Genomic DNA, 22,393 nt, shown 5'->3' with positions numbered 1-22,393 from the left:
TATGTTAACCATTGAAAATGCTCACTACAAGATTAGTGACTATAAAGTTTTCACCATTGAATCACTCACTATCAGTCCAGGACAAAGTATTGCTTTTGTTGGCCGTAATGGCAGTGGAAAGTCTGTACTAGCTAAAGCACTTGCGGGCGAACAAAAATTATTATCGGGTCGAGTGATTAATCAATTTGAATCCGTAGCCTATATTTCGTTTGAACAGTTACAAAAGTTAATTGAAGAGGAATGGCAACGCAATAATACCGATATGCTTAGTGAAGGTGAAAATGATACAGGATTAACCACTCAACAAATTATTCAAGAAAATAATAAAGACGAAAAACTTTGTCTCAAACTTGCAGAACAATTTGGAATAAGTCATCTGTTAAATCGGCGATTTAAATATCTTTCCACAGGTGAAACGCGTAAAACACTCATCTGTCGAATGTTAATGTTAAATCCTCAATTATTAATATTAGACGAACCGTTTGATGGTTTAGATATCTTATCGCGGGAAAATTTAGCAGAAAAACTGGGTCAATTAGCCAAACAAGGCATTTCAATAGTATTGGTTTTGAATAGATTTAATGAAATTCCAACCTTTATTGAAAATATTGGTCTTCTTGTAGATTGTCAGCTATTGAAATTTGGAACTAAAGCAACCATATTAAACGATGAAATAGTTAAGCAACTAGCAGATTTAGAAAACCTGCCCAATATGCCGTTACCCGAAGCAGACGAACCACCAATTCAATTAGCCGATCAATTAGAACGTGTAAGCTTAAATAATGTTTATATTCAATACGATGATAAATTTATCATTAATGGATTAACATGGCAGGTAAAAGCCAATGAGAATTGGCAAATTGTCGGGCCGAATGGTGCAGGAAAATCCACGCTATTGAGCTTAATAACAGGGGATCATCCACAAGGTTATTGTAATGATCTTACTTTATTTGGTCGCAGACGTGGTTCCGGAGAAACCATTTGGGATATTAAACGGCACATTGGTTATGTAAGCAGCAGTTTGCATCTCGATTATCGTGTAAGTTCCAGCGTTAAAGCTGTGTTAATTTCTGGATATTTTGATTCGATTGGGGTATATCAAGCCGCTAGTGATAGGCAAGCGAAATTAGCTGATGAATGGTTACATCTATTGGGTCTGAAAGATCATGCTGATAAGCCTTTTCAATCATTATCATGGGGACAGCAAAGATTAATATTGATAGCAAGAGCATTGGTTAAACATCCAACACTACTTATTTTAGATGAGCCTTTACAAGGGTTAGATCATCTTAATCGAGAGTTAGTAAAATGTTGGATAGATCGCTTAATAGAGGAAGGGCACACACAACTGTTATTTGTATCTCATCATGTGGAAGATGCTCCAAAATGCATCACTCATCGATTAATATTTGTGCCTAACTTCGATCATAGCTATCAATATAAATTTGAAGTACTGAATTAGTTATTAGTTTTTAACTATTAAAATCGATTTAAAAAATAGGAATAACCTTAAAAAAAAAGGTGTTTTTATTAAGGATTTTTTGCTTGATCTTTGAAAAAAGTTTATAGCAATTATACTTAGAGAGTTATCCCCGTTGCCTGTGGATAACTCTGTGAGTAGTTTATTGAAAACAGCTCAGAAGCCAATAGCTATCAGGTTTTAAGTTGGTTTGGTCACATGTTAGTCATGATTTACATTATTGTTATTTATCAATGTGTTATATTAAATCAAGCTGCTGTTTCCGAACTAATCTGATAAGCGTTTTTGTTAACTGAACAAAAAATATAAGATTTTAAAAGGTCAAGCCTTTTTGGGGATAATTTTTATTAATAGGTAAAATATTAGGTTACGATGTAATGAAAAAATTTAAATTGTGTTCCGAATTCAAACCTGCTGGGGATCAACCAGAAGCAATAAAAAGGATTAATCAAAATCTTGATGATGGAATTGCACATCAAACATTATTAGGTGTAACTGGATCGGGTAAAACGTTCACTATGGCAAACGTTATTGCCCATCATAATCGCCCGACAATTATTCTTGCGCCAAACAAAACATTGGCAGCTCAATTATACGGTGAAATGAAAGCTTTTTTCCCTGAGAACGCTGTTGAGTATTTTGTTTCTTATTATGACTATTATCAGCCAGAGTCTTATGTGCCTTCAACCGATACATTTATTGAAAAAGATGCATCGATTAATGAACACATTGAACAAATGCGTTTGTCCGCAACCAAATCATTACTTGAACGTCGTGATGTTGTGATCGTTGCCTCCGTGTCCGCTATCTATGGATTAGGTGCGCCTGAGACCTATATGTCAATGATATTGCATTTAACTAAAGGTACGATAACCGATCAACGAGCAATCCTAACCCGTCTTGCTGAACTACAATATACGCGTAATGAAATTGGTTTTAGCCGAGGTACGTTTCGGGTTCGTGGCGATGTGATTGATATTTTTCCTGCTGACTCAGATGAACTTGCGGTGCGCGTTGAGCTGTTTGATGATGAAGTTGATCGGATTGTGATGTTCGATCCTTTAACGGGGAGTGCTGTGAATGAAGTATCACGTATTACCATCTATCCAAAAACTCACTACGTGACACCTAGAAACATTATGGACAATGCGATAGCACAAATTAAGCAGGAACTAAAAGAGCGTCAAAAGGTACTTCTTGATAATAATCGCCTTTTAGAAGAGCAACGATTAACGCAACGTACACTCTTTGATATTGAGATGATGACAGAGCTTGGTTATTGTTCGGGGATCGAAAATTATTCGCGTTTTCTATCACAGCGTAATCCAGGCGATCCACCTGCAACGTTATTTGATTATTTACCAGCAGATGGGTTACTGTTTATTGACGAATCGCATGTGGCCATTCCACAGCTTGGAGCCATGTACAATGGTGACCGATCACGTAAACTGAATCTGGTTGAGTATGGATTTCGTTTACCATCGGCGTTAGATAATAGACCTTTAAAGTTTTCTGAATTCGAAAATATTATGCCACAAACGATATACGTATCGGCAACACCCGCGACCTATGAAATTGAAAAATCTGGGGGCGAAATCATTGAACAAGTCGTGAGGCCAACAGGTTTATTGGATCCCATTATCGAAGTTAGACCCGTTGCGACACAAGTGGATGATCTCTTATCGGAAATTAAACTCCGTATTAATAAGGATGAGCGAGTTTTGGTCACTACATTGACTAAACGAATGTCAGAAAACTTAACGGATTATTTATCTGAACATAATGTGAATGTTAAATATTTACATTCAGATATCAATACCGTTGAACGAATGGAAATAATTCGTGACTTACGTCTTGGTAAAGTCGATGTATTAGTGGGCATTAACTTATTGCGTGAAGGATTAGATATTCCTGAAGTCTCACTGGTTGCCATTTTAGATGCTGATCGGGAAGGCTTTTTGCGTTCTGAGAGTTCATTGATTCAAACCGTTGGTCGAGCAGCGCGTAATGTGAATGGGAAAGCAATTTTATATGCTGATAAAATTACCCCCGCAATGCAGAAAACGATTGACGAAACGGCTCGACGCCGTAAAAAGCAGCAGGATTTTAATACTAATCACGGTATAACACCTAAATCAGTACGCAAAGAAATTAAAGATATTTTGGACGCAGGATTGAGCACTAAAAAAGCAACAGCTAAAATACAGGCGTTTGAACCAAATAAACCGTATAATTATGTGTCGGTTAAAGATGTACAAGCAAGAGTTAAAGAGCTTGAAGCAATGATGTACGAAGCTGCGCAAAATCTGGAGTTTGAAAAAGCGGGTGTATTACGTGACGAGATCAAAAAATTACGTGCAGATTTTATTAAAGTATCTTAGTTAATCATCGAACAAGGAAATCATGATGACAATTATTCGAATTGACCCACAAGATCGTTGGTCAGAAGCAGTGATTCACAATAATGTTATATATTACACTAGTGTGCCAAGCAATTTAATCCATGACGCTTATGAGCAGACTAAAAGTGCCCTAGCAGAAATCGATAAAATTTTAGTCAGTGCCGACAGTGACAAAAGTCATATTTTAGATGTGACGATATTTTTAGTAAATAAAAGTGATTTTGGAGCGATGAATAAAGCTTGGGACGAGTGGGTTGCTAAAGGATCCGCGCCTGTGCGGTGTACCGTACAGGCTGGCTTAATGAACCCTGATTACTTAGTCGAAATAAAAATCATTGCCGCTATAAAAAAATAAAGTTCCACAATTCCGCCATTAAAGATGGCGGATCCCTTTTAAACGGTCTGTTTACCTACTTAAATCTTCAGAAATAAAATCTTTTTCTATGAGTAAAATGGTCGAATTTTTTAACTTTGATATTTCAAATCATGGTTATTCTTATCCCCATAAGATAAAATTTGGTGTATACTTCAACAACATAATAATTTATATACACATATAATTTTATATGCATATTCAACCTAAAATTGCCATTGTAATGGGCTCCAAAAGTGATTGGGCAACCATGCAACATGCTGCCGATATTCTTGACGCTTTAGCTATCAATTATCATGTCGAAATTGTTTCCGCTCATCGAACTCCAGATAAATTATTTCAATTTGCACAAGAAGCCAAACAACGAGGTTTTGATGTCATTATTGCCGGAGCAGGTGGTGCGGCGCATTTGCCTGGTATGTTAGCGGCGAAAACCTTAGTACCAGTATTAGGTGTACCTGTTCAAAGTGCAGCCTTAAACGGTGTTGATAGTCTCTATTCTATTGTACAGATGCCAAAAGGTATACCTGTTGGAACACTGGCTATTGGTAAAGCAGGTGCAGCCAACGCAGCACTATTAGCAGCGCAAATTCTTGCTTTACATAACCAAGAGCTCTATCAACGTTTAACCACTTGGCGATTAAGTCAAACAGATGAAGTATTAAATAATCCCGATCCAAGAGTAGATGCTTAAAATGACGATTAAATCAGTTTGTGTTTTAGGGAATGGTCAATTAGGCCGGATGTTAAAACAAGCAGGTGAACCATTAGGCGTTCATGTATTTCCTGTTGGTTTAGATGTTGATCCAACAACTATCCCATACCAACAATCGGTCATTACAGCCGAGATTGAACGCTGGCCAGATACCCCTTTTACTCAAATTTTAGCTAATCATTCTCATTTCATTAATCGAGATATTTTTCCGATTATTGCTGATCGACTAACCCAAAAACAGCTATTTGATGAACTAGGTTTACCTACTGCTAAATGGTCATTATTAGAGGATCCGCAAAATTGGACAAAATTATTTGCAGAGCTTGGTGAATTGTTAATTGTCAAACGTCGAACTGGAGGATACGATGGTCGAGGACAATGGCGTATCACTAATCAAAGCGATATAACCGTACCTGATGATATATACCATAATGCGATTGTAGAACAGGCTATCGCTTTTGAAAAAGAGATCTCCTTAGTTGGAGCACGTAACGGAAAAGGTGAAACTGTTTTTTATCCGCTGACGAATAATTTGCATCAAGACGGTATTTTAAAAATGAGTGTCGCTATCCCTAACCAATACCCAATATTACAAGCTAAAGCAGAAAAAATGCTAAAAGCTATTATGGATAAACTTAATTATATTGGTGTAATGGCAATGGAATGTTTTGTCATGGGCGATAACTTATTGATTAATGAATTAGCGCCAAGGGTACATAATAGTGGACATTGGACACAAAATGGAGCTTCTATTAGTCAATTTGAGTTACATTTGCGGGCGATATTGGCATTACCACTCCCACAACCGAATGTATTTGCGCCATCGGTTATGATCAACCTTGTTGGGACTCAATTAAACCTAAATTGGTTGTCTGTTGATTTAGTTCATCTACATTGGTATGAAAAAGAAGTTAGAGCAGGTCGTAAAGTTGGGCATCTAAATTTAACTCACAATCAACCAGAGAAATTGAAACACTCTTTATCTCTTTTAACACCACTTTTACCGGATGAGTATCAATCATCGATTGAATGGGCAAAAAAACAATTGTTGTAGTTTAAATACAAAGGATTGAATATGGTAGACTTTTCAAAAAAAATCAATTATCAACGTGATGCAAGTAAAGCATACGAGGTTTTAACTGATCCCTATTCAATCGTTCGCCAGTTTGAGAGTGATCGAGGAAGAATAATCAATTCCGCTGCGATAAGACGTTTGCAACAAAAAACACAAGTCTTTCCTCTAGAAAGAAACTCTGTTGTTAGAACTCGTCTTACTCACTCAATGGAAGTTCAACAAGTCGGTCGATATATTGTTAAAGAAATCATCCATCGACTAAGCAAATCAAAAAAACTTAAAACCTATGGGTTTGATAATATTGTTACCTCGATTGAAAGTTTAGTTGAAATGGCTTGCTTAATGCATGATATTGGCAATCCGCCATTTGGCCATTTTGGTGAAAAAGCAATAAATCACTGGTTTGTTAAACAGTTAGGTGTGGATGTTCAACCAAAATATTCCGTACTTCAACCCCAAGAGTCGGATGATGAGACGATTAAAAAACTAAAAATTAAAATTCGTCGTGATTTATCCAACTTTGAAGGTAATGCTCAAGCCATAAGGTTAGTGCATAGTATCCAAAGATTAAATCTCACTTATTCACAAGTCGCCTCAATATTAAAGTACACTAAACCTGCTTATTTGCCCAAAGAAGATATACCTACAGAGTTTTCTTATTTAATGAAAAAACCTGGTTATTATTTGTCTGAAGAGCCGTTTATAAAAAAATTATCTAACCAACTGGAAATTCAGCCATTTCATCGTTATCCACTCACTTATATTATGGAAGCTGCGGACGATATCTCTTATTGTATAGCGGATCTTGAAGATGCAGTAGAAAAGAAACTCTTTACGGTTCAACAGCTCTATCACTATTTAGAAAAAGCTTGGGGGAATATTAAAGAGGGTGATTTATTTGACAAAGTAGTAAAACGTCCATACGTTAATCTGGAGCAAAAAAAATTTAACTCAATTGCTATTGGGCAATTTTTTATGTATCTACGAGTGAATACCATTAGTAAACTTGTTTACCATGCTGCTGAACGCTTTGTTGAAAATATTGAAGACATCTATCATGGTTCGTTTAATCATGCATTATTGGAAGATCATGGCGCCGAATATCAATTATTAAAAATATTTAAAAGAGTGGGTGTCGAACATGTTTTTAATCATGAATCAGTAGAAAATATAGAATTGCAAGGTTATCGTATTATCAGTGGATTATTAGATATTTACAGTCCGTTGCTAAACATGCCGACTAATGAATTTTTCAAACTTGCTGAAGAAAACAATCATCATCAATACCCAATTGAAACCAGACTTTATCATAAACTTTCTGCCAAACATTGTGATGCTTATCTACAGGCAACGAACTTGATTGGAAAAAAAGATCCCAAATTTGCCTATTGGGAATTTTATTACCGTTGTCGATTGTTGCAAGATTACATTAGCGGTATGACTGATCACTTTGCTTATGATGAATACCGTAAATTGATGGTAACTTTTTAATCCTATTATCATTTTATCGGATAGAGCACCAAATAGAAGCATAAGCACTATCGTTGTGCATAATAAAATAATACACCTATTTCTGTTAATTAGAATTTTAAAAGAGAGTAAATTAACACTTCAACATTGGTATATTAATAATAACTCTAGCTCAATTAATATCAATTCGGATAATTTTCAACACAATACTACTGATTAATCGCTTACTACTTTAAATATTTCGTAGGTTAATTAAGTAGTATTTTAATTACCCAGTATTTTACTTAAATAGCATTGAAATTAAAGCGTCCTTTATTGCATACAACTTCGAATAAAAGAACATTTGTAACTTATTGTAAACCTATTTAATAACAGTAAAAACAAATCGACTTTGCAGTTTTAATAATTTTTATTTGAATTTTATAGGTACGATACATCAGCAGCGTAAGCATAGTTTTGTGGCATAGAGTTTGCATATTTCATCATATACCATATTCATGAGGAAAAATTGATGAAATTAGTCACAGTAGTTATTAAGCCTTTCAAGTTAGAAGAAGTCAGAGAGTCATTATCAAATATAGGGATCACTGGATTAACCGTGACTGAAGTTAAAGGTTTCGGGCGACAAAAAGGGCACGCAGAACTCTATCGCGGAGCAGAATACAACGTTAATTTTTTACCTAAAGTGAAAATAGATTTAGCAATCAATGATGAACAACTTGATGAAGTTATTAGTACTATTTCTAAAGCTGCTTATACTGGCAAAATTGGTGACGGTAAGATTTTTGTAACTTCACTTGAGCATGTCGTTCGTATTCGTACCGGTGAAACGGATGAATCAGCTTTGTAATCATAATTAAGGATATTATTATGTTGAAGAAATGTATTTTACCATTGTGTCTTATTTTTCCTACTTGCGCCTTTGCAGATGTTGTTCTAGAACACGCGGATAATGCGGATAATGGTTTTATGATGATTTGTACTGCATTAGTACTATTTATGTCTATTCCTGGTATTGCATTATTCTATGGTGGTTTATTACGATCTAAAAACGTGTTATCTATGTTATCACAAGTATTAGTTACTTTTTCACTGATTTCTGTGTTATGGATCGTTTATGGTTACACGCTTACTTTTGGTGAGGGAAATTGGTTTTTTGGTGATTTCGAACATTTGCTCTTAGTTGGTATTGATATAACGGATGTTAATGGTTCCATTTATGAACTCATTTGGGTTGCGTTTCAAGGATCTTTCGCTTGTATTACATGCTGTTTAATACTGGGTGCTTTTGCTGAAAGAATACGCTTTTCTGCTGTACTCATCTTTATGGTGTTATGGTTTACATTCTCATACATACCAATGGCCCATATGGTATGGGGTGGTGGTATTTTAGGTGATGAAGGTGCTTTAGATTTTGCGGGTGGCACGGTTGTTCATATTAACGCTGCGGTTGCTGGTTTGATGGGGGCTTATCTACTTAAAAATCGAATCGGTTATAATCGAGAGCCATTAAAACCATTTAATCTTCCTTATGTTTATCTTGGCGCGGCAATTCTTTACATTGGTTGGTTTGGATTTAATGCAGGCTCTTCAACTCATGCTGATGAAATTGCGGGATTAGCGTTTATTAATACTGTCGCAGCAACAGCAGCAGCAGTTTTATCTTGGTCATTTGCCGAATGGGTTTTACGAGGAAAACCGTCATGTTTAGGTGCCGCATCAGGTGTAATAGCTGGATTAGTTGGAATCACACCGGCAGCAGGATTTGTCGGGGTAGGGGGCGCAATGCTAATTGGTCTTATTTGTGGTTTTGCGGGTGTTTGGGGCGTCTCTTCACTAAAAAGAATCTTAAAAATTGATGATACTTGTGACGTATTTGGAGTACATGGGGTCTGTGGTATCGTTGGTTGCTTATTGACGGGTATCTTTGCTTCAAAATCATTAGGTGGATTAGGCTATGCTGATGGAATAGACATGACGACTCAAGTTGGAATCCAATTAATGAGTGTGATTACCTGTGTTATTTGGACATCTGTTATCGCTTTTGTAGCTTATAAAATTGCGGATATTTGTGTTGGTTTACGCGTTAGTGAAGAACATGAACGAGAAGGCCTTGATATTAACAGTCATGGTGAAAGTGCTTTTAACAGTTGAGCTAAACTAACGACATAGTTTATAGAAATAAAATCTCTTTATTAAAAAGTTTACCGACAAAACGCGGTAAACTTTTGATTTCTATTTGTTAGGATATTTGTCTGCTTTATTTATCTTCTTAGAACTAACCTTTTATCTTCATAAACAATACTTGTTTTGTTTACTTATCTTTAGGGTTAATGTGGATAAAAAAGTTGAACATATAAAATTATTGATAAGATTAACAAAACGATATAAATAAAATCTACAGCATAACTGCTGTAGATTTTTTTATATTATTTAATATTAACGGATTAATCATCCCAAAGCATAATGGCATTATCATCCGTTAATATGAGTGGTGGAGCAAAAAGGTGTTCTTTGATTTTTGTCGGTATCACATTGATATTATTTAGATCGATCTCAACACAAGGGTAAATCTTCGCCATTTGTTTTAAACGGCTACCAAGTAATTGTTTGACTTTATTTGATTCTTTAGCTAATGCTAATTCATCTTTTAAAATACCAATTTGTTTTTTATGATGTTCTGATTCAAAATTTTCACCAAATATAAAACGAAATTCTTTATTGCTATCATTATGGTGTTTACAGTTGAATTCCTTATCTTTATATTCACCATGATGTAATTTAAGCTCTTTAATGCGCAATGCAATAATTTCATTAATACTATCAGGATAATTTAATTTAGAGTCTAGAAAACTTAAAGTATTTGTTTCAGGTATTGATTCACTGCTCTGTACTAGGGTAAATAATGGTTTTTTATGTGTCTTCATTCTATAACTTCCTTTTTATTCAGGACAATAATATAACAATGTATAGGACAATTAAAAAAACGATTGTTACTATGTTGTAAAGATGTCAATGTAATGTTTTAGTATAAAAATAAACTAAAACTGCCAAGTTCTAATTCCAATTCCTTATTAACTTTCATGATGTTCTAATTTTGAAAAAAATAAATCACCATAAAATTGACCATTTATAATATTAATGCATTTTATATTTTTGATAGGCTAAGATATTTTCCCATTTCCTCCTTTGGAACCATGCCACCACCTGTTGCCCAGACTAAGTGTGTCGCATTTGTTAAAATTTCTGATGAAACATTAATTCTTTCTAAATATGTTGAATTTTTTTCAACATGTAATAAACCAAGCATTCCCGCTAAAGCTGAGGGTTCTAATTGAATTTGTTGTTGTTGATTTAATAAACCGAGTAAATCGTACATCTCTTGATCATTAATGGTGTAATAACCATCAATTAATCTTTCCATTGCTCGTCCTACAAATCCAGAAGGTCTGCCTACGGCTAAACCGTCAGCAGCGGTGATATTATCAAGACCAATATCTTGAACAGAAATATGATCATGTAATCCAGTGTAAACACCTAAAAACATACAAGGTGAATGAGTTGGTTCAGCAAAAATACAGTGTACATCATCACCAAATGCAAGTTTTAATCCAAAAGCAACGCCTCCCGGTCCACCACCCACTCCGCAAGGAAGGTAAACAAACAATGGATGTTGTTTATCCACTTTTATGTTCATTTCAGTAAACTGTTTTTTAAGGCGTTCGCCGGCTACTGCATAACCTAAAAATAAGGTTTTTGAGTTTTCATCATCGATAAAAAAGCAATTAGGATCAGACTCTGCAGCTTTGCGGCCTTTTTCAACGGCAACACTATAGTCTTGTTGGTATTCGATAACATTTACACCGTGTGAACGTAATTTCTGTTTTTTCCATTCGCGAGCATCACTAGACATGTGAACATTAACTTTAAAACCTAATTTGGCACTCATAATACCAATAGATAGGCCTAAGTTACCTGTTGAACCTACTGCAATACTATATCGACTAAAAAATTGGGTGAATCTGTCAGAAAATAATTTGGTGTAGTCATCCTTTTCGGTTAATAAGCCATTTTCAATAGCTAGCTTTTCAGCGTGGGTCAGTACTTCATACACACCACCGCGAGCTTTTATGGAACCGGAAATAGGTAAATGGCTATCTTTCTTGAGGAACAGACTTCCTGTGATCTTGTGTTGATAACGGTTTTCAAGAACCGCTTTCATATTGGGAATCGCAACAACCTCGGACTCAATTATTCCTTTCGTTACTGCTGTTTCGGGAAATGCTTTACATAAGTAAGGCGCAAATCTTGCTAATCGATTACTTGCATCCTTAACATCTTGCTTAGTCAGTGTTACATAAGATAAACCATCTGTCAAGCTCGTTATATTTGGGTTAAACCAAGCTGTTTCTTTTAGTTGTATTAAATTAGCGACTAAAGGATATTTTTGTATTAACTTTTCAACATCTTTAGGGATCATAATTTATTCCTGTAATATATTTTAAATAATATAAGATAGTAAAAAAGTACCTGATAATGCGACTAATGATGCAATAAAGGTGGCTGATGTATAGTAGTTAAATATTTCATTTAATGTTGCGCCACAATATTGCTTAACTAACCAAAATAAAGAGTCTGTAACAATTGTGCATCCAATGGCTCCCGAACCGATTGCTAATGTGATGATTTCTGGACTTACGTCAGGGTAACGAGGTAACATTGGTGAAACGATGGCTGTTGCACCCATCATTGCCACTGTTGCCGATCCTACCGCTGCATGTAAAATGATTGCCACTAACCATGCCAATAAAATTGGGTGCATATCTAAATGGGAAAAAATGCCAGCTAAACCATCACTTAACCCACTATTTTTTAAAATACCGTTAAATGCTCCACCTGCACCAATGATTAACAGAATATTCGCAATGGAGGAAAAGCACTCCTCGGTCTTAAATAACAAAATGGACATAACCATATTGCGTCGAATGCCCAACATATAGTAAGCAACAAAGGCCCCAATAAACATTGCTGTAATAGGATTACCGAAAAATTCTAACACTGAGTAACTAAAACAATTTTTATCCATAACAAAGACTGCTACTGTTTTTAATAGCATCAAAACAATCGGCAGTAATATTGTGAATAATGTGGTACCTAAAGAAGGAAGTTCTTCTTCCGGTCTCACTTTCATATCTGAAAACTCTTCAGGTACGGTCTTAAAAGGGATTTTATTGTTAATGCATTTTAAAAAGATAGGTCCACCAATTAGTGATGCTAATAATCCGATACCTAATCCGTAAACGATTACAGTTCCCACATCAGCCCCCAACGCATTTGTCACAAACAGTGCAGCAGGATGAGGTGGAACAATACAATGAACGGCCATTAATGCCGTACAGAGCGGAATAGCTAGCATTAAAAGAGAAGTTTGAGTTTTTTTAGCAATTGAAAAAGCTAATGGAATTAATAAAACAACACCCACTTCGACAAACAGGGTAATACCGCAAATCAGACCTACTAGCACCATAATAACTTGTGGTGATAACCATCGACATTTTTGTAATGTTAGCCCTATGCGTTCGGCTGCACCTGAAATTTCCATCATTTTGCCAAGAATAGTGCCTAAACCAATTACCGCAGCTAAAAAACCTAATGTACTACCAATACCGTCTTCGATTGCTGCAATCATTTTTAGTGGTGGCATTTTCATTAACGCACCCACATAAAAGCTAGCAAGTAATAACGCTAAAAACGGATGGAGTTTAAATTTTATGATCGAGATTACTATAAGGATAATACTGGTGATTAATACACTGATAATCCACAACTGCGAATCCATATTACCCTCCATTTTTTTTCATTAATTGCTAGCTTTATTAGAAGTTTTTGGTGATAATTTGACAAATGATCAATAATGGTTTTAGCCTGAATTAAATTCATCTATAAGTGTGATTAAAATCAAAAAATGCTAATATTTCAATAAATTTCGTGTAAATAATTATTTAGAAGTGTAAGCTTTGGAATGTTTATACATGAAATAAGATACTAATGGACTGGTTAAGGAGAATTATTATGTATGATGAAAATAGATTTTTAAATAAAAATCATGTTATTAATCGCTATCAGCTCTCTAAGCTGCATACGTTTGAGTCAGTTGCTCGTCATTTATCATTTGCATTAGCTGCTGAAGAACTATGTATTAGCCCAAGTGCTGTAAGTCATCAAATTAATAAACTGGAAGATGAACTTTCATTTAAATTATTTCAGCGATATCATCGGCGAATAGCCTTGACCCATGAAGGTATGAATTTATTTAAAGTAGTCAAAAAGTCCCTAAATATTTTGAATCAAGAAATTTTGGAAATTAAAAACCAAGAAGCTTTTGGTACTTTGACAATCTTTTCGAGACCTTCTTTTGCTCAAAATTGGTTAATTCCAAAATTATCACTCTTTGCTAGGCACTATCCTTATATATCATTAAACATTGTATCGGGTAACGAAATTATCAATTTCAATCGGCATCGGGTTGATCTAGCCATTTATTATGATGATCAGACTTATGATGATTTAATCTGTGAACATTTATTAAGTGAAACTGTTATTCCCGTTTGCAGTCCTTATTATGCACAGAAAAATGATTTATATAATAAAATTGAGAATTTATCAAAATGTTTTGTATTACATGATACTCAAGCGTGGGGATATGATTCAAGTTTTGATGAATGGGAAAGTTGGGCAAAACATTTTTCCTTATCTTATGATTTTAATGAGATGCAAAATATATGTTTTGACCGTTCCGATCTGGCTGCAATAGCCGCAATAAATCATGCAGGTATCGCGATGGGAAGAAAACAAGTCATTAAAAATTATCTTGATTCAGGCTTACTAATTACCCCATTTAAAGGGATGGAAATGAAATGCTCTCAACATTATTACATCTGTACACCAAAAGAGCGGTATAACCCTAAAGCTGATTTATTTATTAAATGGTTAAAAAATTATGTCTAAGACTTTTTTATTAAGATATAAGATTAATTAATATATTCTCCTTTACTAAAAGTGCGGTAGTGAACCGCACTCACTCATAAATTACCTATTTTTTTAAATGTTTTATATTTGATAGTGCAATGGCCAATAGGATAATTATGACGCCAATCCATTGGTTAAAAAACACTAATTCTTTTAAATAAAGATAAGAACAGGTAACCGCCACGGGTAATTCTGCTGCTGATAGTATCGCACTTAATGAAATTCCTATTTTAGGCATACCCACGGCAAATAAAAATGGAGGCAAAACGGTACCGAACAAAGCTAATAAAAAGCCTAACTGATAAAGTTTATCACTGATATCGAATTTAAAGAAAAACATAGGCGGAAAAATTAAAAATGTCACAATGCAAGCGCCCGTTATCATCAATGCACTTTTTTCTAATTTCGGTAAATCATTACCAATATTACTACTGGTTGTGATGAATAATGAGTACATCAATGCGGCTAAAAAACCAAACAGACAGCCAGTTAAATTCAATTTAATGTCTTCATTAAAAATACCCGCAGCTAAACAGCTACCAAAAATAATTGCTATTACGGTTAAAATTTGAATGTTAGTTGGTTTATTTTTAAAGATAACAAAATCAATAATGATACTGATCCAAAGGTATTGCATCAATAAGATAATAGCAATTGAAGCGGGAACTAATTGTACGCATTGATAATAACAAATACCCACTAATCCAGGAAAAATACCGACGGCACAGGCTTTCCATTTTTTAGTTAATTGAGGTTTTGGGGTTAAATCAGGTTTAGATTTATTCAGTGTTTTAACCAGAAAATGAATCAACCACAACATTATCATACCTAAAAAGCATTGAACACCCGTCACTTCGCCAAGTGTGTAGCCATCTTTATAAGCGGTTTTTACAATAGATGAGAGCACCCCAAAGCTACATGCCCCTAAAAAAACTAATAAACCACCCAAAAATTTCTCTTTCATATTTAAATCTCATTACTCTAACAAAATATTTTATTTAACACACACAATTAGAGCTCACAGGGGATATCCCCTGTGACTCTTAAATTATTTAATAATTAGTATAAAGAATACTAAACGAATCAGAACTGAATGAACGTTATTAGGTTTAGCTCATTAGTTTGACCAGTAATTTTGATCAGTAAATTATTGCCCAACAGGCTCTAACTTACTGTGGCGGTAGTTAAATGTAAAATAAAAAACTACTCCTAATACCAGTGCATAAGATGCAAAAATGATCCAAATAGTTTGCCAATCTTTAACACCGTCATGCGTGCACATATCAACAACAAAACCACTCAATATTGACCCTAAATAAGCACCAATGCCATTCACCATGGTCATATATAATCCTTGTGCACTCGCTCGGATATTCGGGCTTACTTCTTTTTCGATAAAAATAGAACCCGAAATATTGAAGAAGTCAAAGGCACAGCCATACACAATCATCGACAGCATTAACAGTACAAAACCAAACGGTGTCGGATCACCAAAAGCAAACAGACCGAATCTGAGTGTCCAAGCGATTAAGCTTATCATAATGACTTTTTTGATGCCAAATTTCTTAAGAAAGAATGGAATGGTCAAAATAAATGCCACTTCTGCCATTTGTGAAACAGATAACAAAATTGCTGGATACTGTACAATTAAGCTATTTTTGAACTCTGGAATTTTACCAAAATCATGTAAAAATGCACCACCAAATGTATTAGTGATTTGCAAGATTGCGCCAAGTAACATCGCAAATAGAAAAAAAACAACCATAGTGGGATTCTTAAATAGCACAAATGCATCTAAGCCTAAACGGGAACTCCAAGACTGTTGCTGTGATTTATTCATGTTTATGTTAGGTAACGTGGCGCTATACACCGCTAGCAAAACTGATGCCACGCTCGCTACATAAAGCTGAGCGTTGCTCAATTCGTATTTCAGTAAGCTAATCATCCACATTGCAACAATAAAACCAATAGTACCAAATACCCTAATTTTAGGAAAAACAGCGACGGTATCTAATTTTTCCTCATCCAGACAGTGGTAACTGATTGAATTTGATAATGCAATGGTTGGCATAAAAGCAAATGCATTACATAACATCACCCAAAATAGCATGATCGAATTATTGACTGATGCAGCATAAAACAGAGCAATAGCACAAATGCAATGGCAAAGCATATACAAATATTTAGGTTGTAAAAATTTGTCTGCAATAATGCCAATAATACATGGCATTATTAATGCGGCTAAACCTTTTGTACTAAAAATCATTCCTACTTCGGCGCCTGAAAAGTGCAACGTGTTGAACAGATAACCGCCGAAAGTCACTAACCAGCTTCCCCAAATAAAATATTGGAAAAACATCATTATTTTCAATCTATCTTTAATGTTCATTATTTATTCCTAAAATAATGTGAACTTTTTTTATAACATATTAAATAATAAAAAGTATTGATTAAAAACGCGCTATTGTTTTAGTGATTAGCTGTAAAAATGTTGATTTAACACGCTCTGCTGTTTCAATTACTTCTTCGTGACCTAAAGGTTGATCTAATATGCCGCATGCCATGTTAGTTAAACAAGAGATACCAATGGTTTTAATACCTGAATGATGAGCAATAATTGCTTCAGGTACTGTTGACATACCCACTGCATCCGCTCCTAAAACTCGAATCATTCTCACTTCGGCCGGCGTTTCATAGGTTGGTCCTGTCCACCATGCATAAACACCTTGTTGTAATGTAATATTTAGTTCGTTTGCTACATCAGACACGATTGTACGTAATTGTTTATTATAAACTTCGCTTACATCTAAAAAGCGAACGCCAAGTTCTGGATTATTTGGTCCAATTAATGGATTATTAGCTGTTAGATTGATATGATCGGTGATGAGCATCAAATCGCCTGGTTTAAAGCTCGTATTCACAGCACCGCAAGCATTAGTAATAATCAGCTTTTCAACGCCGAGCATTTTCATTACACGAACTGGAAAAGTAACCTGATCTAATGAAAACCCTTCATAGTAGTGAAAACGACCTTTCATCGCGATTACAGTTTTATCGCCACTTTGACCAATAACTAATTCGTTAGCATGTCCAACTGCGGCAGATTTCGCAAAATGAGGAATTGTGTCATAAGGAATGTGAACCGCATCTTCAAGCGTATCGGCAAAAGGGCCTAAACCTGAACCAAGAATAATCCCAATCGTTGGTTTTTTATCGGTATGTTGTTGAATAAATTTAACTGCTTGCTGTATATCAGATGTTTGATGCATGACTGTACCCTTTCAAATTATCGAAAAAAACAAAAAAATTGGTGATTAAACATAATCACAAAAAACTTAGATGTCTCAAAACTGACAATTATTGTTAGTTTTGAGAAACAGTGTTATCAATATTATATTATTCAATAATAGAGAATAATCGATATAAATAACCCTATTTTTCATTTACAGAAAAAGAACACCTAAAAATCTACAAGAAAAACAAAGTATTTGTTATTCATAATTGTATATTATGCTGATCTTCATGGAATAAAGAAAGATGCTTATTAATTTATCTTTCATTTAATTATGAGATAAAAATAGTTTTATTATTTTTTAATATACTATTTTGGAATGCATCGCATTGATAATATGTAAAAAAAATACTTTTTCAGTATCGTATGGTTATTTGATAACGCTGAGTTCAGATTAAATTTAATCTCATCCTAAAATACGCCCGCAATCGGAATAAATAACCCCTTTATCACCTCGAAAAAAACCCATCAACGTTAAGTTATTTTGTTTGGCGTTATCAATGGCCATTGACGTTGCGGCAGAAACAGCTAAAAGAATTTCGATTCCACAGATAGCTGTTTTTTGAACCATTTCGTAGCTGGCGCGGCTAGAAACTAGAATAACGCCTTTCTGTTCTCGATTACTCAATTGTTGCTGTTTTGCTCGATAACCGAGTAATTTATCTAATGCAACATGCCTACCGATATCCTCAAAGCCTGCTAAAAATTGCCCATTCAAATCAAGCCAGACAGCAGCATGGGTACAGCCAGTTTGCTTGCCAACCAATTGAACTTGATTTAAGTATGAAAGAGAATCGCTAAAATTGGATAATTCGATTGTATCTTTTATTTGAAGCGGTGAAATACTTTGACAAACTTGCTCAATTTGCTCAGTACCACAAATTCCGCATCCTGTTCTGCCAGTTAAATTACGACGTTTTTCTTTTAATTGAGCAAAACGTCTTGATGATAATTCAATATTAACTTCAATTCCTTGCGATCTTTCAATGATATCAATGCCATAAATATCATTAACTGATTCAATTATGTTTTCAGTTAATGAAAAACCAATAGCAAAATAGTCAAGATCTTTAGGTGTTGCCATCATAACAACATGGGAAATTCCGTTATAAACTAAGGCAACGGGTTTTTCGATAGCTACTTTATCCGCTTGTGGGTTTTGTAATGTACTGTTACTGAATTTGGTTACTTCCAATGAAGTGGTTCCGATCGTCATAATTGAACTCTGGCTATTTTAATAGTTAACAAATAGGTTTTTTTATGATCAGCTTATTTATGTTAATAATGAGTAAATCAATATACTTATTATTATAAAAGCAGCCAATAATTGATGCGTTCAAATCCTATACGTTTAATATTATGGTAGAATAAAAAACTATTATCAATTGCTAATTTATCAAGTCAAACTATGTCATTACAAGAAATTACACACATAATAATGCAATTTATTCAGACACATCAAATGTGGGCATTGCCAATTATATTTTTACTGGCTTTTGGTGAGTCAATGGCTGTTATTTCCTTACTCGTGCCAGCAACTGCCATATTATTGGGGGCAGGCGCCTTAGTTGGCGGTGGTGCAATATCGTTTTTTCCTGTGATGATTGCTGCTTCAACTGGAGCAGTTTTAGGGGATTGGGTATCTTATTGGTTAGGTAAGCACTACCATCAACAAGTGATTGCCTCATGGCCATTAAACAAACACCCAAAACTTATCTTTCGAGCCGAACAATTCTTTCAACGTTATGGTACGTTAGGCGTCTTTATCGGTCGGTTTTTTGGTCCATTACGTGCATTTGTACCGCTCATTGCTGGCACGATGCATATGCCAGCAAGCAAATTTAATTTAGCTAATATCGCTTCAGCACCAATTTGGGCATTTGTGCTTTTGGCTCCCGGTGCATTTGGTGTACCTTGGTTAGAAACCCTATTTGGTTAAATCGTACCAACATTATAACTACGACGCCCACTTTTGCGACCAAGCGCTTCCAAATTGGTTTGTAAAGGTGGGAATGGTAATTGTAAATTATGTTCACGGTAAGCTTCTAATATCAACTTATGAATTGCACTGCGTAGCCGCATACGGTGTCCCATTTCTGCTGCAAATACGCGTATTTCAAACAACTGAATACCTTCTTGAATGTCCACTAAAAACACTTGTGGTTCAGGATCTTTAAGTACATATTCACACTCTTCACAAGCCTGCTGTAGCAATTTGATCACCAGATCGCTATCCGCATCAATGGTTGCTGGAATGGTTAATACAATTCGGGTTATTGAATCGGATAATGACCAATTGACTAGTTGCTCGGTAATAAACGCCTTATTGGGCATAACAATTTCTTTGCGATCCCAATCGACAATGGTAATGGCACGTGTATTGATTTTGGTGATATTTCCCGTTAAATCCCGAATGGTAACGGTATCGCCAATCCGCACAGGTTTTTCAAATAAGATAATTAAACCTGAAATAAAGTTTGCAAATATCTCTTGTAAACCAAATCCTAAACCGACACCTAATGCCGCAATAAGCCACTGAATTTTTGCCCAATCAATACCGATAAACGAAAACGCAATCATACTGCCTATCATCAAAACGATATATTTTGATACGGTTGAGATGGCATACCCCGTGCCTGGGGCTAAATCTAAATGTTGAAGAATACCTAATTCAAGTAGTGCTGGCAGATTTTTTACTAATTGAACGGTAATGGTCATAACTAAAATGGCAATACAAACAGCACCTAAAGTAATGTACTGTTCAACTTCGGTGCCATTTATTATGACACTCGTGCCCCAGAGTTTAATATTGTTCATAAAGGCAAACGCTGAGTGCAATTCTGACCAAAGTAATATCATACTGATTAATGCTATCAGCATAATAATCGATCTTACTAATTGTAATGATTGAGCACTAATGGCATCTAAATCTATGACAGGCTCATCCATATTGTCATTAATTGTTAACTCTTCCTCATGACCTCTAGCGCGTTGCATACGTTCTAGTCGGCGCTGTTTTGCTCGTTCAAATTCGATGCGACGTTTTTGGATCCACATCCAACGACGAATCATAAAATAGATAACTAATAAACCAAACCAAATAAAAACAGAAGCCTCAAGGCGACCTAATAGAACTTGAGCCGTTGATAAATATCCTAAAAAGGCGGCAATAATGGCTAACCACGGAGCACTCAATAAGATAAACCATAGAATATGGCTTAAGAGATTATCACCTGAGCCTTTTTTATCTATATACAATGGAACACCCGCTCGGTGAATTGAGTTGCTCATAAATACCAATGCAAAACACAAAATAATAAAGGCACTACGACCAATAGTAGCAGCAAATTGGCGGTTACTAAACTGATCAAAACTCATTACAATCATTACAAGGGGGATCACTAACCAAACTGAAAGTTTATAATATTTCATTGCTTCACGGACGTTAGCTTTTGACCAGCCAAAATGGGTAATAAAGAGTCCTGATTCTTCCGCAAAATGAGCCGTGATTATAAAGACCCATAAAATCGGCGCTGCAGCATTAACACCATAGCCTAGAGCTATGGCTACTGGATAATCCCAATTAATTTGTTGTAATGCATAACCAAACACAGCCCATAAAATGGGTACAGGTAATGCCATGATTAATGAGTAAACAACCACTTTTAACGTTAATGAATAACTGTCTTGTGTCACTTTACCCACGCGCGCAGCGGATTTGTTTAAAAATGCATAATATTTAGCTCGCATTTTGAAATGTGCGAAAACAAATATCATGGATAAGGTTAATAAGAATAGTAATTTAGGTGAAGATAATATTTCACAACTGGCATTATACAGTTGAGTTAGGGTATCAATAGAAAAAAGAACATACACCACATCTTTAGCTAAATTTACTGGATATTCCAACGAAATTGGATTTACATCGGCAACCCAGAAAAAATAACGATGGGCAGCATCATTGACTTCATCGATGGCATTGGTTAATTGCTTATTGGATATTTTTAATTTTGTTAATTCCAAAATAGTGGTATCTGTACCTGAAATTAACGTTTTAAGCAATTCGCTTTGTTCTCGAATTGATCGGCGATACTGGCTGGCAAGTTTTGAACTATTAAGTGGGTTTGATAATGTAGGATAGTTCTCTAAAGCCTTTAAATGAGTACTGTAATTTAATTGCTGAACTTTCGCTTCCGCTATTTCTGCATCAAGTGGTTGTGATTTTGGTTTTTCTGGTAGATTTAACAATTGTTGGCGAAGTGTTTCGCCAAGTGCCGTTGAAAAGCTTAACCATTCTCCTTGTTCAGCAAGGGTTGATAATGTATTTTGAACATGTGATATTTGCGTAGTAATATTATTTTGTTCATTAGTAATGCTGGTTAAATGTGTTTTTTGAAGTTCTAAATTTTGACGGAGTTCATCATTTTTATCACTTAATTGATTGACTGTTTGTGACAGTTCTTCTTCATTATCAATGGTGATGGCTGTTTGTTCAGCTAATGTTATTGATGTAAACAGCAATAAAGCACAATATAAAATACTACGCATCCACATAAA

The 22,393-nt window shown here is 35.1% G+C and carries 18 protein-coding genes; 10 read left to right on the top strand and 8 right to left on the bottom strand.

Features of this window, described 5'->3' with window-relative positions; translation table 11 throughout:
* The first annotated feature begins 1 nt into the window (after nucleotide 1).
* From modF to amtB, 8 genes are all read left to right on the top strand, one after another.
* Nucleotides 2–1,462, top strand: coding sequence for a molybdate ABC transporter ATP-binding protein ModF (gene modF, locus H3T96_RS04040; protein WP_144091682.1), 1,461 nt, complete (start codon nucleotides 2–4; stop codon nucleotides 1,460–1,462).
* Nucleotides 1,463–1,857: 395 nt separating this feature from the next.
* On the top strand, nucleotides 1,858–3,861 hold the full coding sequence (uvrB, locus tag H3T96_RS04035; RefSeq protein WP_086308959.1) for an excinuclease ABC subunit UvrB: 2,004 nt from the start codon (nucleotides 1,858–1,860) through the stop codon (nucleotides 3,859–3,861).
* Between the two features lie 25 nt (nucleotides 3,862–3,886).
* Nucleotides 3,887–4,237 (top strand): RidA family protein, encoded by a 351-nt coding sequence (locus H3T96_RS04030; protein ID WP_144091683.1) that lies wholly within the window; start codon nucleotides 3,887–3,889, stop codon nucleotides 4,235–4,237.
* Nucleotides 4,238–4,448: 211 nt separating this feature from the next.
* The gene (gene purE, locus H3T96_RS04025) at nucleotides 4,449–4,949 is read left to right on the top strand and encodes a 5-(carboxyamino)imidazole ribonucleotide mutase (protein WP_086326574.1); all 501 of its coding nucleotides are present in this window, start codon (nucleotides 4,449–4,451) and stop codon (nucleotides 4,947–4,949) included.
* 7 nt (nucleotides 4,950–4,956) lie between these two features.
* Entirely contained in the window at nucleotides 4,957–6,024 is a 1,068-nt protein-coding gene (gene purK / locus H3T96_RS04020) for a 5-(carboxyamino)imidazole ribonucleotide synthase (RefSeq protein WP_144091715.1), read from the top strand.
* 21 nt (nucleotides 6,025–6,045) lie between these two features.
* Entirely contained in the window at nucleotides 6,046–7,536 is a 1,491-nt protein-coding gene (dgt, locus tag H3T96_RS04015) for a dGTPase (RefSeq protein ID WP_198248590.1), read from the top strand.
* Nucleotides 7,537–8,026: 490 nt separating this feature from the next.
* Nucleotides 8,027–8,365 (top strand): P-II family nitrogen regulator, encoded by a 339-nt coding sequence (gene glnK, locus H3T96_RS04010; protein WP_144091685.1) that lies wholly within the window; start codon nucleotides 8,027–8,029, stop codon nucleotides 8,363–8,365.
* 20 nt (nucleotides 8,366–8,385) lie between these two features.
* Nucleotides 8,386–9,669, top strand: coding sequence for an ammonium transporter AmtB (gene amtB / locus H3T96_RS04005; RefSeq protein ID WP_144091686.1), 1,284 nt, complete (start codon nucleotides 8,386–8,388; stop codon nucleotides 9,667–9,669).
* Between the two features lie 293 nt (nucleotides 9,670–9,962).
* On the opposite strand, the gene H3T96_RS04000 is transcribed toward amtB, so the two are convergent.
* The 3 genes from H3T96_RS04000 to dsdX form a co-directional block, all read right to left on the bottom strand.
* Nucleotides 9,963–10,442 (bottom strand): hypothetical protein, encoded by a 480-nt coding sequence (locus H3T96_RS04000; RefSeq protein WP_039128532.1) that lies wholly within the window; start codon nucleotides 10,440–10,442, stop codon nucleotides 9,963–9,965.
* 221 nt (nucleotides 10,443–10,663) lie between these two features.
* Entirely contained in the window at nucleotides 10,664–11,995 is a 1,332-nt protein-coding gene (gene dsdA / locus H3T96_RS03995; protein WP_144091687.1) for a D-serine ammonia-lyase, read from the bottom strand.
* Nucleotides 11,996–12,016: 21 nt separating this feature from the next.
* Complete coding sequence (gene dsdX, locus H3T96_RS03990) at nucleotides 12,017–13,354, bottom strand: D-serine transporter DsdX (protein ID WP_144091688.1); 1,338 nt, start codon at nucleotides 13,352–13,354, stop codon at nucleotides 12,017–12,019.
* Between the two features lie 233 nt (nucleotides 13,355–13,587).
* On the opposite strand from dsdX, the gene dsdC reads away from it, so the two are divergent.
* Nucleotides 13,588–14,523, top strand: a complete 936-nt coding sequence (dsdC, locus tag H3T96_RS03985; protein ID WP_144091689.1) for a DNA-binding transcriptional regulator DsdC — start codon at nucleotides 13,588–13,590, stop codon at nucleotides 14,521–14,523.
* Nucleotides 14,524–14,608: 85 nt separating this feature from the next.
* Here the strand turns inward: dsdC and H3T96_RS03980 are convergent, their stop codons facing one another.
* From H3T96_RS03980 to fdhD, 4 genes are all read right to left on the bottom strand, one after another.
* Nucleotides 14,609–15,508 (bottom strand): DMT family transporter, encoded by a 900-nt coding sequence (locus H3T96_RS03980; protein WP_144091690.1) that lies wholly within the window; start codon nucleotides 15,506–15,508, stop codon nucleotides 14,609–14,611.
* Nucleotides 15,509–15,691: 183 nt separating this feature from the next.
* Entirely contained in the window at nucleotides 15,692–16,933 is a 1,242-nt protein-coding gene (locus H3T96_RS03975) for a nucleoside permease (protein ID WP_144091691.1), read from the bottom strand.
* A 61-nt stretch (nucleotides 16,934–16,994) separates the two neighbouring features.
* Complete coding sequence (locus tag H3T96_RS03970) at nucleotides 16,995–17,813, bottom strand: purine-nucleoside phosphorylase (protein WP_144091692.1); 819 nt, start codon at nucleotides 17,811–17,813, stop codon at nucleotides 16,995–16,997.
* Nucleotides 17,814–18,242: 429 nt separating this feature from the next.
* On the bottom strand, nucleotides 18,243–19,052 hold the full coding sequence (gene fdhD / locus H3T96_RS03965; protein ID WP_144091693.1) for a formate dehydrogenase accessory sulfurtransferase FdhD: 810 nt from the start codon (nucleotides 19,050–19,052) through the stop codon (nucleotides 18,243–18,245).
* Between the two features lie 192 nt (nucleotides 19,053–19,244).
* Here fdhD and H3T96_RS03960 point away from each other — a divergent pair, with 192 nt between their 5' ends.
* Complete coding sequence (locus H3T96_RS03960) at nucleotides 19,245–19,775, top strand: DedA family protein (RefSeq protein WP_086326288.1); 531 nt, start codon at nucleotides 19,245–19,247, stop codon at nucleotides 19,773–19,775.
* On the opposite strand, the gene mscM is transcribed toward H3T96_RS03960, so the two are convergent.
* Nucleotides 19,772–22,390 (bottom strand): miniconductance mechanosensitive channel MscM, encoded by a 2,619-nt coding sequence (gene mscM, locus H3T96_RS03955; protein WP_144091694.1) that lies wholly within the window; start codon nucleotides 22,388–22,390, stop codon nucleotides 19,772–19,774. The genes H3T96_RS03960 and mscM overlap by 4 nt on opposite strands.
* Between the last annotated feature and the right edge of the window lie 3 nt (nucleotides 22,391–22,393).

Source organism: Gilliamella sp. W8136 (genome assembly GCF_016101285.1).
GTDB classification, from domain to species: Bacteria; Pseudomonadota; Gammaproteobacteria; order Enterobacterales; family Orbaceae; genus Gilliamella; species Gilliamella apicola_N.
This window is presented reverse-complemented; position numbering and strand designations above follow the sequence as displayed.

What these genes read in the sequence shown, in the direction of transcription:
- H3T96_RS04030 (WP_144091683.1), top strand. Translation starts at nt 3,887, where the DNA reads ATGACAATTATTCGAATTGACCCACAAGATCGTTGGTCAGAAGCAGTG.
- dsdX (WP_144091688.1), bottom strand. Translation starts at nt 13,354, where the DNA reads ATGGATTCGCAGTTGTGGATTATCAGTGTATTAATCACCAGTATTATC.
- uvrB (WP_086308959.1), top strand. Translation starts at nt 1,858, where the DNA reads ATGAAAAAATTTAAATTGTGTTCCGAATTCAAACCTGCTGGGGATCAA.
- glnK (WP_144091685.1), top strand. Translation starts at nt 8,027, where the DNA reads ATGAAATTAGTCACAGTAGTTATTAAGCCTTTCAAGTTAGAAGAAGTC.
- H3T96_RS04000 (WP_039128532.1), bottom strand. Translation starts at nt 10,442, where the DNA reads ATGAAGACACATAAAAAACCATTATTTACCCTAGTACAGAGCAGTGAA.
- dsdC (WP_144091689.1), top strand. Translation starts at nt 13,588, where the DNA reads ATGTATGATGAAAATAGATTTTTAAATAAAAATCATGTTATTAATCGC.
- H3T96_RS03960 (WP_086326288.1), top strand. Translation starts at nt 19,245, where the DNA reads ATGTCATTACAAGAAATTACACACATAATAATGCAATTTATTCAGACA.
- dsdA (WP_144091687.1), bottom strand. Translation starts at nt 11,995, where the DNA reads ATGATCCCTAAAGATGTTGAAAAGTTAATACAAAAATATCCTTTAGTC.
- fdhD (WP_144091693.1), bottom strand. Translation starts at nt 19,052, where the DNA reads ATGACGATCGGAACCACTTCATTGGAAGTAACCAAATTCAGTAACAGT.
- H3T96_RS03970 (WP_144091692.1), bottom strand. Translation starts at nt 17,813, where the DNA reads ATGCATCAAACATCTGATATACAGCAAGCAGTTAAATTTATTCAACAA.
- modF (WP_144091682.1), top strand. Translation starts at nt 2, where the DNA reads ATGTTAACCATTGAAAATGCTCACTACAAGATTAGTGACTATAAAGTT.
- H3T96_RS03980 (WP_144091690.1), bottom strand. Translation starts at nt 15,508, where the DNA reads ATGAAAGAGAAATTTTTGGGTGGTTTATTAGTTTTTTTAGGGGCATGT.
- amtB (WP_144091686.1), top strand. Translation starts at nt 8,386, where the DNA reads ATGTTGAAGAAATGTATTTTACCATTGTGTCTTATTTTTCCTACTTGC.
- dgt (WP_198248590.1), top strand. Translation starts at nt 6,046, where the DNA reads ATGGTAGACTTTTCAAAAAAAATCAATTATCAACGTGATGCAAGTAAA.
- H3T96_RS03975 (WP_144091691.1), bottom strand. Translation starts at nt 16,933, where the DNA reads ATGAACATTAAAGATAGATTGAAAATAATGATGTTTTTCCAATATTTT.
- purE (WP_086326574.1), top strand. Translation starts at nt 4,449, where the DNA reads ATGCATATTCAACCTAAAATTGCCATTGTAATGGGCTCCAAAAGTGAT.
- mscM (WP_144091694.1), bottom strand. Translation starts at nt 22,390, where the DNA reads ATGTGGATGCGTAGTATTTTATATTGTGCTTTATTGCTGTTTACATCA.